General features: G+C 32.4%; 12 protein-coding genes. 7 read left to right on the top strand and 5 right to left on the bottom strand.

Going from position 1 to position 15,071, the window contains the following annotated elements:
- The first annotated feature begins 3 nt into the window (after positions 1-3).
- Positions 4-636, top strand: a complete 633-nt coding sequence (locus tag HM986_RS15680; RefSeq protein ID WP_179336018.1) for a hypothetical protein — start codon at positions 4-6, stop codon at positions 634-636.
- A 212-nt stretch (positions 637-848) separates the two neighbouring features.
- Here HM986_RS15680 and HM986_RS15675 read toward each other — a convergent pair whose 3' ends face one another.
- Together HM986_RS15675 and HM986_RS15670 are read right to left on the bottom strand one after the other, a co-directional pair.
- Positions 849-1,649, bottom strand: a complete 801-nt coding sequence (locus tag HM986_RS15675) for a lysophospholipid acyltransferase family protein (protein ID WP_179336017.1) — start codon at positions 1,647-1,649, stop codon at positions 849-851.
- Positions 1,650-1,698: 49 nt separating this feature from the next.
- Positions 1,699-2,343 (bottom strand): NUDIX hydrolase, encoded by a 645-nt coding sequence (locus HM986_RS15670; protein ID WP_179336016.1) that lies wholly within the window; start codon positions 2,341-2,343, stop codon positions 1,699-1,701.
- A gap of 2 nt (positions 2,344-2,345) precedes the next feature.
- Here HM986_RS15670 and HM986_RS15665 point away from each other — a divergent pair, with 2 nt between their 5' ends.
- The 3 genes from HM986_RS15665 to HM986_RS15655 all read left to right on the top strand — a co-directional run bounded on the left by HM986_RS15665 (position 2,346) and on the right by HM986_RS15655 (position 6,771).
- Complete coding sequence (locus tag HM986_RS15665) at positions 2,346-3,059, top strand: peptidylprolyl isomerase (RefSeq protein WP_179336015.1); 714 nt, start codon at positions 2,346-2,348, stop codon at positions 3,057-3,059.
- A 357-nt stretch (positions 3,060-3,416) separates the two neighbouring features.
- A complete protein-coding gene (locus tag HM986_RS15660; RefSeq protein WP_179336014.1) occupies positions 3,417-5,564 on the top strand; it encodes a M3 family metallopeptidase in 2,148 nt (715 codons plus the stop codon).
- A gap of 130 nt (positions 5,565-5,694) precedes the next feature.
- Positions 5,695-6,771 carry an acyltransferase family protein gene (locus HM986_RS15655; RefSeq protein WP_179336013.1) on the top strand — a complete coding sequence of 359 codons (1,077 nt, stop codon included), beginning with the start codon at positions 5,695-5,697 and terminating at the stop codon, positions 6,769-6,771.
- Between the two features lie 76 nt (positions 6,772-6,847).
- Here HM986_RS15655 and holA read toward each other — a convergent pair whose 3' ends face one another.
- Complete coding sequence (gene holA, locus HM986_RS15650) at positions 6,848-7,852, bottom strand: DNA polymerase III subunit delta (protein ID WP_179336012.1); 1,005 nt, start codon at positions 7,850-7,852, stop codon at positions 6,848-6,850.
- 140 nt (positions 7,853-7,992) lie between these two features.
- On the opposite strand from holA, the gene HM986_RS15645 reads away from it, so the two are divergent.
- The 3 genes from HM986_RS15645 to HM986_RS15635 all read left to right on the top strand — a co-directional run bounded on the left by HM986_RS15645 (position 7,993) and on the right by HM986_RS15635 (position 10,397).
- Positions 7,993-8,442: a type I restriction enzyme HsdR N-terminal domain-containing protein gene (locus tag HM986_RS15645; protein WP_179336031.1), complete on the top strand. Its 450-nt coding sequence runs from the start codon at positions 7,993-7,995 to the stop codon at positions 8,440-8,442.
- Entirely contained in the window at positions 8,443-9,435 is a 993-nt protein-coding gene (locus HM986_RS15640; RefSeq protein WP_179336011.1) for a glycosyltransferase family 2 protein, read from the top strand.
- A gap of 104 nt (positions 9,436-9,539) precedes the next feature.
- Positions 9,540-10,397 (top strand): OmpA/MotB family protein, encoded by an 858-nt coding sequence (locus tag HM986_RS15635; protein WP_179336010.1) that lies wholly within the window; start codon positions 9,540-9,542, stop codon positions 10,395-10,397.
- 55 nt (positions 10,398-10,452) lie between these two features.
- On the opposite strand, the gene HM986_RS15630 is transcribed toward HM986_RS15635, so the two are convergent.
- Both HM986_RS15630 and HM986_RS15625 read right to left on the bottom strand, forming a co-directional pair.
- Positions 10,453-13,899 carry a VIT domain-containing protein gene (locus tag HM986_RS15630; protein ID WP_179336009.1) on the bottom strand — a complete coding sequence of 1,149 codons (3,447 nt, stop codon included), beginning with the start codon at positions 13,897-13,899 and terminating at the stop codon, positions 10,453-10,455.
- An 86-nt stretch (positions 13,900-13,985) separates the two neighbouring features.
- Positions 13,986-15,071, bottom strand: a complete 1,086-nt coding sequence (locus tag HM986_RS15625; protein ID WP_179336008.1) for an AMP-binding protein — start codon at positions 15,069-15,071, stop codon at positions 13,986-13,988.

Here is a 15,071-nt window from a genome sequence, read left to right as displayed (position 1 = left end):
ATTATGGATGAATTAGAATTATTAAAGAAGGATTGGAATAAATCCGAGAATCAATATAAATCATTTTCAGATAGTGATATCTATAAAATGAGTCATAAAAAATCGTCTAGCATTGTAAAAACCTTGTTTTATATAAGTATTGCAGAGTTAGGATTATGGATTCTTATAAACGTTTTACCTTACTTTTCATCTGACACGTATAAAGAGAGTTTAGATAAAAGTTATCACAATCCATTGTTTGTTGGTATTACAATTCTTGGCTTTATCGTAACTCTTATGTTTATATATTTATTGTATAAATCATATAAGTCAATTTCTACCACGGACAATGCAAAAAAACTGATGGAGAGTATTTTAAGAACTCGTAAAATTGTTAAATACTATGTGATTTATAATTTAGTGATAATTTTTATTTCTGTGCCATTAACATTATATCTTGAGTTTAATCAAAATATAGAGTTTCACAATCAAGTTGAAGCCTTTAATTCTAAACAGATGTTATTCCTATATGGATTTACTGTTTTACTAACAGGCGTCTTTATATTAGTCTTTTGGTTATTTTACAAGCTTGTTTATGGGATACTTCTAAAACGCTTAAACAGAAACTATACTGAATTAAAGAAGATTGAAGTTTAAGACTTCTAAAAGTCACTTTTAAGTAAAAACAGCCTTCAGAATCACGATATGATTCTGAAGGCTGTTTTTATTTATGTTTAACAATCAAATACTAGCTCAATGGTGTTCTATAAATATTTAGATAACTCATGTTGCTCAATATGATGACGCAAAGAATAACTAATTCAAGCTTACTATTTTTAAACATAGAATTGAGTTATGAAGATTAAAATCTACATATCTCGCAATTCCTTATTTAAACGCTCATTCTCTTCAAGTACAGCTTGCGGAATTACTTTTAAAAATGAAGGGTGTTGCTCAATAGCATATTCAATTTTTTCAACGATAGAATCGATAGATTCATTCTCGTAATCTATTTCTAAAGGAGCTTTTATTTCAAAGGATTGAAATATATTTTTCTTTTTAACCCGTAAACCTTTTTTATCAAAAGAACGTCTAAAACCATCAATAACAATTGGTATAACAATAGGTTTGTAGCGTTTTATAATGTGAGCAGTTCCTTTTCTAATGGGTTTAAATGGTGTGGTTGTTCCTTGTGGAAATGTAATAACCCAACCATCGTCTAAAGCTTTCCCAATACTAGAAATATCACTCATTTTCACTTGGCGATTCACATCCTTACCTTGCGATCTCCATGTACGCTCTATACTTATAGAACCTACATAAGCCAGGACTTTTGGTAAAAGTCCAGATTTCATAGTTTCCTTTGCCGCGACATAGTAAACGTTCAGCTTAGGATTCCATAGATATCCAATATTCTTAATAGAGTCATCACGATTACTTAAACTAGCATTAAACACATGAAACATTGCAATTACATCTGCAAAATAGGTTTGATGGTTAGAAATAAATAAGACGTTATTGTCTGGTAGGTTTTTAATGATTTCTGAACCTTCGATCTGTAATTCATTGAATCCCCTAAAACGACGATGCGTTAAGGCACCTAAGATTCTAATCAACCATTTTTTAACCCAAAGTATATGTCCAAAAGGATTTCTTTTAAATAATCCCATAGTAAATTTTTCAAATTTTGTCAACTACAAATGTAACCATTAAGTTAAATTATAAAACTTGTTTTAACAAGTCTTTTATTTCACCAAGCATCATTGCGGTTGCTCCCCAAACAATATGACCATTAAATTTAAAAGCAGGCACATCAACCTCCTCATTAAAAGATGTTGGTACTCTTGTGGTTAAGATTTTATTATCACTTAAAAAATCACTTAGCGATACTTCAATAATAGCTTCTACTTCTTCATCTTGCTTGGTAAAAATTAAATACTCTTTTGAAATACCTATATAAGGATGCACCATAAAATTACTTGGAGGGATATATAATGGCGACATTTTTTTTAAAACATTTAGATGTATACGGCTGACGCCAATCTCTTCCTCTGTTTCTCTAATAGCCGTTACCATTAAATCATCATTGTCGGCATCCTCATACTTACCACCAGGAAAACCAACTTGTGCAGAATGTACTCCTTTATACGTTTTTCGAAGAATGAGAACGAGATATGTTTCGTCATTAGTGTTGGGGTAAAACAATGCCATAACAGCAGCCTTTCGAGCTGTTTTAGCCTTCTCTCTTACTTTTTTTGCCAAGTCTAACCGATAAGGTGGAGACATTTTTGCATGAGAGTCTTCGCCTGAAAGCTCAAGATGTTTTATTTTTACTACAGATTCTAAAAACGTATTAAAAAGCATTTATGAGATTTCAATTAGTGTTTCCAATAGTTATTGGACTAGGATTATTACTTCTGAGTTGTGAAGATAAGCAAACTTCAAAAAAAACAAATACTACAGTTGTAAAAGATTCTATTAAATCAAAACCCAAAACTGATTCTCAAAAGACAGCCATATCAGAATTTCCCCTACTTACAGATAATAATGCGATGGAGTTCTTTTTAGAATATGAAAAAGAAAATAAAGAAGACAAAGTAAGAATAACCACTGATTTTGGACCAATAGAAATTCGGCTGTATGATAAAACAAAATTCCATAGAGCCAATTTTGTTTATCTCACGAAACGTCAATATTTTAATGGCACTCAATTTTACAGAGTGGTGAAAAATTTTGTGATTCAGGGAGGCAGTAGTGATGATTTTCATATCGCCAAAAGACGACAGAAAATCGGTCATTATTTATTACCTCCAGATACAAAACGAGGCTATACTCATAAACGCGGTGCGATTTCTATGCCAAGTAGCGAAATTGAAAATGCTTATAAATTAGCCTCGCCTTTTCAGTTTTTTATAATTCAACGCGATGGTGGAGCAGATTACTTAGATGGCGATTATACTGTGTTTGGAGAAGTCACCTCAGGGATGGATGTGGTAGATAAAATTGCGAATGTAAAAACCGATGACGGAGATTGGCCTTTAAGTAATGTTTATATTAGAAAGGTGGAGTTGATTGAGTGAGTTGATAGTAGAGTCGCAAAATTAAAAAGAACCTAAGAGTAAAAGCTATAAGGTTAAATGAAAGCGTATATTTCTTAATTTAACGATTTGAATAACCGGTGACAACCTTTTTCTCTCTGCGAGCCTATGTGATTACTCCGTAAATCTCAATATAATTTTATCTCGCTAAAGCGCAAAAGTCGCAAAAACTCCTAAATGAAAGATAACAGATGTGTCTTTTTTTGTAACTAATAATTTGTAATCCTTTTCTTTAAAACACTGTTAATCGCTGTGAAACTTGCTTTAATAATTATAAAATAATTAAGAAATATCCTCCCTATTTTCAGTACCTTGTTTTCCTTATAAAAACCATCAAATATGATATCAAAATCGATTAAGGCTACCTTAATTTGTAGCATCGTACTTTTTTCTAGCTGTAAAGAGGAAACTAAAAATCCCGAACAAATCATGAGTGACAATATATTAATCCAAGAATGGACAGGACCTTACAAAGGTGTGCCTGCTTTTGATAAAGTTTCAGTTGAAGCTATAAAACCAGCAATGGAAGAAGCGATGAAGATTAATTTGGCTGAGATTGATAAAATTGCCAATAATCTAGAACCTGCTACTTTTGAAAACACAATTGTTGCCATGGAAAGTGCAGGCAAAGAACTTAGTCGTGTATTTACCTATTATGGAATTATGGGGAGTAACGTCTCTTCACCAGAATTTAGAGCTGTACAAGCCGAGTTAGCACCAAAACTTTCGGATTTTAGATCAGAGATCTCTCAGAACGAAAAACTCTTCCAACGTATTAAAACGGTTTACGAGGCATCTCAAGAAACACCTTTAGAGCCACAAGCTCAGCGAGTCGTGGATTTAACCTACAAGCAGTTTGAAATGAATGGTGCCAATCTTAATGCTGAGAAGAAAAAGCGCTATGCTGAAATCAACAAGGAATTATCTACACTTTACACCGATTTTGCAAATAATGTATTGCACGATGAAGAGAATTACATCACTTATTTAACAGAAGATCAATTAGGCGGTTTAGCAGATGGTTTTATTAAATCGGCTGCAAAAATAGCCACAGACAAGCAAGAAGACGGTAAATATGCTATCACCAACTCACGTTCGTCAATGGATCCCTTCCTCACCTATTCCACAGAACGCAAATTACGTAAGCAAGTTTGGGAGAACTATTATTCTAGAGGAGATAATGGCGATGATTATGATAATAACAAAATTATAGCTAAGATATTACAGCTACGTAAAGAACGTGTGGGATTAATGGGCTATGACAATTATGCAGAATGGAGATTGCAAGATCGTATGGCAAAAACGCCAGAAAAGGCAATGGATTTAATGATGGCTGTTTGGCCAGCTGCAACCGCGAGAGTAAAAGAGGAAGTTGCAGATATGCAAACAGTAGCTAACGAACTTGGCGACAACATTACTATAGAACCATGGGATTATAGATACTACGCAGAGAAAGTACGTAAAAAGAAATACGATTTGGATAGTGACGAAGTGAAACAATATCTACAATTAGATAAACTTACGGAAGCTATGTTTTTTACCGCAGGTGAATTATTTAATTATAAATTTACACCGGTTGCAGAAGGCTCAGTTCCTGTGTTTCATGAGGATGTAAAGGTTTGGGAAGTGACCGACAAAGATTCTAGCAAACATATTGGCTTATGGTATTTAGATCCGTTTGCACGCCAAGGTAAACGTTCTGGTGCTTGGGCAACAACCTATCGAAGTTCTGATTCTTTTGAAGGAGAGAAAAATGTTTTAGCCTCTAACAATTCTAATTTTGTAAAGCCTGCTCCAGGGGAAGCTGTCTTAGTATCGTGGGATGATGCAACGACATTTTTTCATGAATTTGGGCATGCCCTTCATTTCTTCTCTGCCGATGTAAAATATCCAACCTTAAATGGAGGAGTAAGAGATTACACGGAATTCCAATCGCAATTATTAGAGCGTTGGTTATCTACAGATAAAGTCATTAATCAATTTTTAGTACATTATAAAACAGGTGAGCCAATTCCTGCTGCATTAGTTGAGAAAATAAAGAACGCTTCTACATTTAACCAAGGCTTCGGAACTACAGAATATTTAGCCTCTGCTTTAATTGATATGAAATTGCACTTGGCAGACCCAACGGATATTGACATTGATAAATTTGAGCGTGAAACTCTAGACGAATTAGGAATGCCAAAAGAATTACCTATGCGTCACAGAACACCGCAATTTGGACATGTGTTTTCTGGCGAAGGTTATGCAACCGCTTATTACGGTTATATGTGGGCCGATGTCTTAACAAGTGATGCCTCGGAAGCTTTTAAAGAATCTGAAGGTGGTTTTTATGACAAAACAGTTGCCGATAAATTAGTGAAGTATTTATTTGCACCCCGGAATGCTATGGATCCTGCAGAAGCTTATAGAAAATTTAGGGGACGCGATGCTAAGATTGAAGCCTTAATGAAAGATCGTGGATTTCCTGTTCCTGAGACTAAATAGTTAGACTTATTTCTTAGTTCAGGCATTTAAAAATGATAAGGAATAACAAAATTGCCGTTTAAAAAAAATCTTGGAATGTAACTTTGGGAAATTTATAATTTGTATTTATGCGCTATTAAACATTTAGATAGTGTCCATAAAATCAAAAAATAGAATTTACCAACTAGACTTGTTTCGGTTTTTTGCGGCTTTAATTGTTGTTCTTTATCATTATTTTTTTAGAGGCTATGCGGCAGATAATTTGTCTGATTTAGACTTTAGTGAAATTAGTGATTACTTTAAATATGGTTTTCTAGGTATAAATATATTCTTCATAATCAGTGGGTTTGTGATTTCATTGTCGATCAAAGATAGATCGTTAATCAAATTTATAATTTCGAGACTATCGCGATTATATCCTATTTATTGGATTTGTGTTTTAATAACTTTCGTTGTGATCCTTTTATTTGGAGCTCCTAGATTTACAGCCGAATTGGAGCAATTTATTTTGAACCTTTCCATGTTTCATAATTATGTTAGGGTCGAAAGTATTGATGGCGTCTACTGGACGCTCTTTATAGAAATGAAATTCTATATTTTCATCATTGGTTCTTATCTCGTTCTAAATAAATTTAAACCTATAAAATTAGATTATTTAATTTATACCTGGCTGACACTTTCGGTATTATATCTCTACTTTAGTGAACTCCCTATCTTTAGAATTGGTAATTCGCTTTTTATTTTAGACTGGAGCTCTTACTTTATTGCAGGCATGATTTTGTATCAGATTTATAAAAGTAAATTAAATGTAAAATATGCCGTACTATTATCCATTGCATTATTCACATCAATACAACACACCATTACAGAAACTGCAAAAAAAGCAAATCATTTTAATATTGAATTCTCCCCTATTATTGCTTGTGGTATTATTGTAATATTTTACTTACTCATATTACTCGTAGCTTGTCATAAATTACGAGGAATGAATTCTTCAAAATTTATTAAAATTGGAATGCTAACCTACCCTCTTTACTTAATTCATCAGAAAGTTGGCTACATTATTTTTAATAATGTAGGTACTGACACCAATAAATATTCTGTAGCAATTTCGACCATTTTTCTTATGATTGCGATATCTTTTATTTTAAGTGAATTTTATGAACCTAAAGCCTCTAATTATCTAAAAGTTAAATTAAAATACCTTACAACCAAATACCTAAAGTAATTGGTAATTAAGTACAAAATATCAGGTAATAATACATAAGTATTTAAGCTCAAGAAATTCAAAAACTACAAATTAACTAACCTAAAATTTTAACTAATAATTCTTTAAGTAAGTCGCCCTGAGGCACTGCATTAGCACCAACACCTTTACTTTTCACATCCGTTTCTCGAAGGATTCCAATAATATAGCTTACTTTTTTCATAGGGTAATTTCTGGCAGCATCTAAATATTCGTTCACAAAATAAGGGTTCACTTTTAATGCCGAAGCTACACTACGAGGGTTTTTATCAGACATACCATGAAGGTGTAATAATTGAGAAAAAAAGCCAAATAGCAAAGCCACGGAAACAACTATAGGGTTATCCTTTGGGTTTTCTGCAAAATACTTCGCAATTTGATGCGCCTTTATCGCATTTCTACTACCGACAGCTTTACGTAATTCAAAATTATTGTAATCTTTACTTATACCAATATTTTCCTCTATATGGTCGGGTGTTATTTGAGTACCTTTGGGCAAAACGATCTTAAGCTTATTAAGTTCGTTATCTATTTTACTAAGGTCCGTGCCCAGAAACTCAACTAACATTTGAGCAGCCTTTGGAGATATATTATAATCCTGACCAGCTAAAACACGTCTAATCCAATCGGCTACCTGATTTTCATACATTTTCTTACTCTCAAAAATAACATTATCCTTTTTAAGCGCCTTATATAAAGCCTTACGCTTATCTATTTTTTTATACTTATAGTTGAGAACTAAAACCGTTGAAGGTTGCGGATTAGCTGCATATTTTGCTAATTGCTCTATGGTTCGGCTTAAATCTTGTGCTTCTTTAACAATCACCACTTGGCGCTCTGCCATCATAGGATAACGCTTGGCATTGCTCACAATATCGTCTATAGACACATCGCGTCCATAAAGCACCATTTGGTTAAACCCTTTTTCTGTTTCATCTAAAAGATGTTCTTCAATGTAATCAGATATTTTATCAATATAATAGGCTTCCTCACCCATTAAAAAATAAATAGGTTTTATATCTCCCTTTTTTATTGCAGCTACGATTTCCTTTATTTCGTCCAAATTGTAAAAATACCTAGTTAAAAATTTCAAATCTAAACGCTTAATTCAGCTTTACACCAAATTATCTAGATTTTAGTAATTGAAAATTGTGATTTGTGCTATTCTGCTTTAACTTTGGAAAAAATAAGCTATCTAAGGTGTTGCAAGATCTCAACTTTCCAAAGTTTGAATACCGTTTCAAAAGTACAGAAAATAAAGTTTCTATTTTTGATGTCATTCGGAAAAAATTTATCATTCTTCAACCTGAAGAATGGGTAAGACAACACTGCGTTCATTATTTAATTAATGAGAAAAAATTTCCAAAATCATTGATAAATGTTGAAAAAGAACTGATAATAAATGGCTTAAAAAAACGTTATGATATTGTTATTTTTAATTCCGACGGTAGCATTTATTTAATTGTAGAATGCAAATCATACAGCATCCCAATTAATCAGACTACTTTTGATCAAATTGCACGTTATAATTTAGCTTTAAATGCATCCTATTTAATGGTTACTAACGGTTTAAATCATTATTATTGTGAAATGGATTTTGAAGCCGAATGCTTTTCCTTTTTAAGAGATATACCCAATTATACACCATACTAAATGTTACAAACCAAAGATATAGCGATTGTTATTTTAAATTGGAATGGGAAGGCTTTGCTCAAACAGTTTTTACCCTCTGTTATAAAATATTCTCACGATGCTATCATCTATATAGCTGACAATGCTTCTACTGATGATTCTGTTAGTTTTATCTCTGAGCATTATCCAAACATAGTTATAATTAAGAATAATGACAACGGAGGTTACGCTAAAGGTTATAACGAAGCCTTAACGTACGTTATAGAACCACTACTCTGTTTGCTTAATAGTGATATTGAAGTTACAGAAAATTGGCTTCAACCGATTCTTTCAGAATTTAATAGCAATACCAATACAGCTATCATTCAGCCTAAAATTCTAGATTACAAAAAAAAATCTCATTTTGAATATGCTGGAGCAGCCGGAGGTTTTATAGACAAATATGGCTACCCGTATTGTAGAGGACGAATTTTTGAAACCATTGAAGAAGACAATGGCCAATACGATGACACTAAAACTATTTTTTGGGCATCAGGCGCTTGTTTTTTTATAAAAAATGATATTTTTAAAAGCCTAAAAGGCTTTGATGAAACTTATTTTGCGCATATGGAAGAAATTGATTTATGTTGGCGCGCATTTAATGCTAATTATACCACAAAATATGTAGGAGCTTCAACAGTTTATCATGTAGGTGGTGCAACATTGAATAGCACTAACCCTAAGAAAACCTATCTCAATTTTAGAAATAGCTTATTTACGCTAGTAAAAAATACGGATAACAATTGGGTTTTTAGAGTGTTGATAAGAATGGTATTAGATGGTGTTGCCGCGCTACGTTTTTTGCTTCAACTAAAACCAGCATTTCTATTTGCTATTTTAAAAGCACACTTCTCATTTTATTTTAATTTGCCACGACTTTTAAGACAACAAAAACAGCTTTCTAAGCGTTCTGGTTATTACGAAACAAGCAGTATTGTTTGGTCTTATTTCATAAATAAACGAACTCAGTTTTAAATATTTATAAAACTGTTAAAATTTATGTTAATCCATGATTGGAGAACTTTTGTTTTCCATAATTTTGCTATGTTAAAATTAACAATTTAAACTAAAATTCAATTATGAAAAAATTAATGTTATTAGGTGTTTGTTCAATGTTGTTTTTAGCATCTTGTGTGTCTAAGAAAGAACATGTTGCGCTACAAGAAAAATATCAAGAAACCCAAGATTTATTAAATACTGCGACCGTTAAATTAAACACTTGCCTCTCTGATGCAGCTGCTGCAAATGCGAGAGTAGAAACGATGAAAGATCAATTGGCTGATTTGCGTAAATCAAATCAAGATTTAATTGATACTAAAGGTGATTTAACTATCTTAACTAAAAAAGGTTCTGAAAACCTTGAGAAGTCTTTAGAGAGCTTAAAAGAACGTGATTTAAAAATTACACGTTTACAAGATGCTTTAACTAAAAAGGATAGTGTAACACTTGCTGTTGTTACAAGCTTAAAGAAAGCTGTTGGTATTAATGATCCAGATATTGAAATTAACGTAGAAAAAGGTGTTGTATTTATTTCTATCGCTGATAAGTTATTATTCCAAAGTGGAAGTTATAATGTAACAACAAGAGCTAATGAAATATTAGCTAAAGTTGCAAAAGTAATTAATAGCAAGCCAGATTTTGAAGCTATGGTAGAATCTCATACCGATAACGTTCCATATAACAAGCCACCATTAATTGACAACTGGGATTTAAGTGTTAAACGAGCGACTTCTATTGTAAGAGTTTTAGAAAGTTTAGATGTAAACCCTCAACAATTAATCGCTTCTGGTCGTAGTTCTTATGTTCCATTGGTAGAAAATGATTCTGCTGAAAACAGAGCAAAAAATAGACGTACACGTATTGTTGTGTTGCCTAAGATTGACCAATTTTACGAAATGGTTGAAAATGAAATGAAAAATTTATCTGAAGAAAAATAATCTTAATAGATTTTAATATAAGAAAGCCCAATGCGTTTGCATTGGGCTTTTTGTTTTAAATAGTTATCGTTTTAATTTCTCTCTTGGAATCTTTATCACTTAATCTGAGGACTTTAATAACCTTTGTCTCATTCGGTTTTCCATAATTTCTATAGATAGTCACTTTTAAACTTGCTGGTCCTGTAATTTTCTGAACACGATCAGAGTAATAATCCACTGAAACGTTATAATCTCCTGTTGGAGCCTCTTTTATCCAGTAACTCTCAGGACCATAGCCTTCAGTTAAATCTTCTGATAATATACCTCCAAATTCGGAAGCCGGGTGTCCATAATAAATAACTTGATTACCGGGATTTTTGACATACAAATCTAGATCTGTTTCACCGTGATTCCAATCGACAACCACTCTAATATCTGTTTTTATGGATTTATATATTTCCCTTAGCTTTTTAGATCTGATACTGTTATCTGTATTTACTAAATGACACAACTCAATATAAGCCACCTGCTCTATTCCATAATACATTTCCTCTTCATCCTTTTCTAATAAATCACCATTAATGATTTTTAAAAATAAATCAATTGCAGTATTAATATCTCCATTTGCCTCATAAGCTAAAGCTAAATCTCTATAAGATTGCGGATGCTCCGGACGCAGCTCTAATACATTCTTGTAAACATAAATAGCTAAATCATATTTTTCGTATTGCTCTAACTTATAAGCTAAAGCTCTAATGAGTTCATGATTATCTAATTCAATCTCTATTAGGTTTGTTGCGACTCTTAAGGCCAAATCTATTCTGTTCTTCGTTTCAAAAAAGTCTGCCACATCTAAAAAGAAAGACGGTGTGTTTCTATAGTTTTCTCTAATTTTTAAATAAGCTATATAAGCTTCTTCTGAGGAGTTTTGTTCGCTCAAATACTGAATATAAGACGCATTCTTATCCCAATTTTGTAATGTGGATTGCTCTGCTATCTTCTTATTTAATTCTTCAATCTCTTTTCTATTCGTTTTTTCACCTTTCTTAGTTGTAATTATAATAACGCCATTAGCACCTCTAGAACCATAGATAGCAGTTGCTCCGGCATCTTTTAATACAGATATAGTAAGTATGTCTGGCGTATTAATATCAGAGATATGACCTGTGTAAAGTAAACCATCAACAATATAAAGAGGTTCTTGACTTCCGTTTACAGTCCCTAAACCTCTAATTTTAATAGTAGAATTTGTTCCAGGACTTCCATCAGACCGAGCAATGTTAACACCTGAAACTTGCCCCATTAAAGATTGAGATGTTTTATTTTCTACACTTTCAGATGTTATTCTCGTTATAGAACTTGTAACAGATACTTTCCTTGTTGTTCCATAAGCCATAACGACAACTTCATCTAAAGTTGAAGCATCTTCTGTTAAGGAGATATTGAGTGAAGCATCAGAGCTCAATCTTTTTTCTACGCTAGTCATACCTACATATGACATCACTAGTGTTTCGTTTGGTGATGCATTAATAACAAATTTTCCATCAAAATCCGTTTGTGTACCTCTAGTCGTTCCTTTCACGATAACCGATGCTCCGGGTAATGGCAGACCATCACCAGATGCTTTAATTACACCATTAACAATAGCTTTTGTGGAATCTATATGATGTGTGGCAACTGGCCTTGGGTTTAAGCTTTGAGAACTATTATTAACTATGCGTGTTTCTGTATCAGTATTAGTCGTGTTGGTTACATTATTAACTTTTGGTTTTTTCTTTATAGGTGTCGTTTTAAGAGTAAAATCTTTATTGTACCAATCTCTTATAGTCTTATAATCATCTGTTAGATCTAATTTTCTATCTTTTAAATTGGCACGTAAATTTTGTTGTTGCAGCTTAGATTGTGATAATCTACGCTTATACTCTTCCATTAATTCTGAAGGAGGCTCTATTTTATAACGCACATAATCTTCTATGCGATCTAGCACAATCATTGATGTATAAGGTGAAATTAAATGGTAAGCTTTAGCCAATTCTACAATATCACTTTTATGTTCTTCTTTGTTTTTAGTTAAATAGTTAAGCTTCGCTTTTGCCCAAAGGCGTTTAGATATTTCAGAATTTGAAGATGAAGACATCTCTACTTTAATGCGTTCCGTAATTTCATCACCATAACCAAACAATAATTCAATAGGTTTCGCTTCAATATATTTTCCGCTTAAATTGAAATTTTCATTAACAATAGCATGTGCTTTTGGATACATTTCATAAAGAGAATTATTATGGTTTACACCAATAAATTGAAATACTTCATGTTTTAAATTTTCTAAAGCTGAATTTGCAGACGTCGTGTTAAAATTAATATAATGCCCTCCTCCATCGGATGCCATAACACTTAGTAATTGATGATTTGCAGAGTTAACAGAATTTAAACAATACAGAGTTGACTTATTCTCTAGATTTAATGCTCCTAAATTATGTAGACCATCAGAAAACAGTAGAACTTCGTCAGATTTAGGAATGGACAACCCTTTGTAAGATGTACCACCATCGTATGTGATATTTTTTAGAGTATGTATGAGCTCCATACTCTCCCCTTTTTTAATTCTATAAACACCATTGCTAATTTCGGTATTACTAAATACCACTAATGTCACTTTTACATCACCTAGATACTTTAAATAATTAGAGATAACATTTAACTCTTTTTCTAGCTCTCGATACTGCATAGAATACGAAGCATCCCAAAGAATTGAGATGGATCTAGGTTTTGTTTTTAGTCTTTTTTTAGGAACAAAAGTTTTACTCAAATGAAAGTACTCTTCAAAAGTTTGTAGTGCAAAAACATTTGTAATAGGTATTTCTAATTTTAAGTCTTTATCTAGTAGTATATTTTTCTCATGATATGTAGCAGAAAGACCGTTATCGGTATTAATAAATTTAAGAGTTTTATTAAAACGTTCTGTTACAACTGGTACTTGATCTAGATTGTGGCATTTAATTTCAATTTTAAAATCATTTAGAGCGTCTTTAAAACCAAAAGGAATCCCAAACTGATAATTCCCTTCATTTACCAATAAATTTTGCTCATAGGTAATAACAATTCGTTTGTAACCTTTAGCAGGAATAGGATAAACTCTAGCCTTGTAATTATTTCCTTGAGTTTGTTCTAATAGCGCTGGATCTATACGTTGTTTAATGGTATTCTCATAAGCCACTCGGCCTAATTCTTTCTCCACAACAACCGCAGAGCGTAGTTTTCCATTTAAGTCCATAGCAAAATGAGAAACACTCTGCCCTTGCGCTAAAGGAAAAGCTAATTGACCTTCGAGAACTCTATTGCGTCCATTATAAAATAACATGTCGTAAGTCACAGTTGCGTAGTTTCCAGAAATCTCTACATCTACTTGTAGTTTATCTAGTTTTAAACTGGTCTTATCTTCTAATTGTAGGAATGGGAAGTTCTGAGAATAACTTGTTACTGATTGAATCAATACAAGTATAAAAAGGAGTTGTTTTATCATTGGTTTAGCATTTAAAGTTTACTCAAAACTAAATGCCAAACCAATAAAATAAAACTTATAATGAGTTAAGTACGTATTTGAATGAGTTAACTCTTTAAAACAGCTTTAATCGTTTTTTTACGCTGAATTTTTCCATTTACAGTTTCTGAAAATTTAGCTATAGTATAGACTTGCTTAGGGACTTCAAACTTCCCTAATGTTTTTAGTTCTTTAATTGCCTTTAAAATATCCTCTTTAGATTCTGACGGGTTTTCTACAATAAGAATCAATTTTTCACCTAAAGTTACATCATCTTCACCTGCTACAATAAAACGCTGTGTAATAGCTGGCTGTAGTTTGTCTTCTATTTGCTCCGGAAACAGTTTTACTCCACCAGAATTAATAACATTATCAAAACGCCCAAATAGCTGAAAGCTTGTTTCCGATTGTAACTCTACAATGTCATTAGTAATTAAAGCTTCTTCAACCAATTTTGGAGCGTGTATAACCAAACAATTTCTATCGTCTTGCTCAAAAGTAATATGTTCTATAGCCTTAAAATAGGTTTCTTTTTCAGCAGATTTAGATTGCAACTGTCTTACAGCAACGTGTGTAACAGTTTCTGTCATTCCATAAGTTTCGTAAAACTTAGGCTCACAGTTTTTTATTTTTTCTAAAAGTGGTTTAGTGACTTTAGAACCACCAACAATAATAGATTTAATGTTCTGAATATAATTAACAGTGTGCTTTAGTTGTATAGGGACCATTGCACAGAAATCATAGGTCTTTTCGTAATCAAAAATAGGTTGCGCAGAAGGTTCTACAAAATCTATTTCTAATCCTAGAACTAAGGCACGAACAAACATCATTTTACCTGCAATAAAGTGACTTGGTAAACAATGTAAAGCTTTATCTCCTGGTTCTAATCCGAAAAAATTACCTGTAGCTATGGCAGAGTTAACCATTGCTTGTTTCATTAATTTTATTTCTTTTGGTAAACCTGTGGAGCCTGAAGTCGTTACATACAAAAAGTCCTTATTATTTAACCAATCGATTAAAAAATTACCTGTTACTTTTTCATAAGCTTCTCCTTCTTTGATAAGACTATAAGCAACTTCTTTTAGATCTTCATGACTAAAATGAAGTCCATTAAATTTAAAACGGTTGTGTACTTTGTTATATTCTGGTGTCAT

The organism is Winogradskyella costae, assembly GCF_013403865.1.
Classification (GTDB): Bacteria; Bacteroidota; Bacteroidia; order Flavobacteriales; family Flavobacteriaceae; genus Winogradskyella; species Winogradskyella costae.
The sequence above is the reverse complement of the archived record's forward strand: the minus strand, read 5'-3'. Positions and strand labels throughout refer to the sequence as shown.

Coding starts and splice junctions, on each gene's coding strand:
- HM986_RS15625 (WP_179336008.1), bottom strand. CDS start 15,071: ATGACACCAGAATATAACAAAGTACACAACCGTTTTAAATTTAATGGA.
- HM986_RS15675 (WP_179336017.1), bottom strand. CDS start 1,649: ATGGGATTATTTAAAAGAAATCCTTTTGGACATATACTTTGGGTTAAA.
- HM986_RS15670 (WP_179336016.1), bottom strand. CDS start 2,343: ATGCTTTTTAATACGTTTTTAGAATCTGTAGTAAAAATAAAACATCTT.
- HM986_RS15635 (WP_179336010.1), top strand. CDS start 9,540: ATGAAAAAATTAATGTTATTAGGTGTTTGTTCAATGTTGTTTTTAGCA.
- HM986_RS15680 (WP_179336018.1), top strand. CDS start 4: ATGGATGAATTAGAATTATTAAAGAAGGATTGGAATAAATCCGAGAAT.
- HM986_RS15665 (WP_179336015.1), top strand. CDS start 2,346: ATGAGATTTCAATTAGTGTTTCCAATAGTTATTGGACTAGGATTATTA.
- HM986_RS15630 (WP_179336009.1), bottom strand. CDS start 13,899: ATGATAAAACAACTCCTTTTTATACTTGTATTGATTCAATCAGTAACA.
- HM986_RS15660 (WP_179336014.1), top strand. CDS start 3,417: ATGATATCAAAATCGATTAAGGCTACCTTAATTTGTAGCATCGTACTT.
- HM986_RS15640 (WP_179336011.1), top strand. CDS start 8,443: ATGTTACAAACCAAAGATATAGCGATTGTTATTTTAAATTGGAATGGG.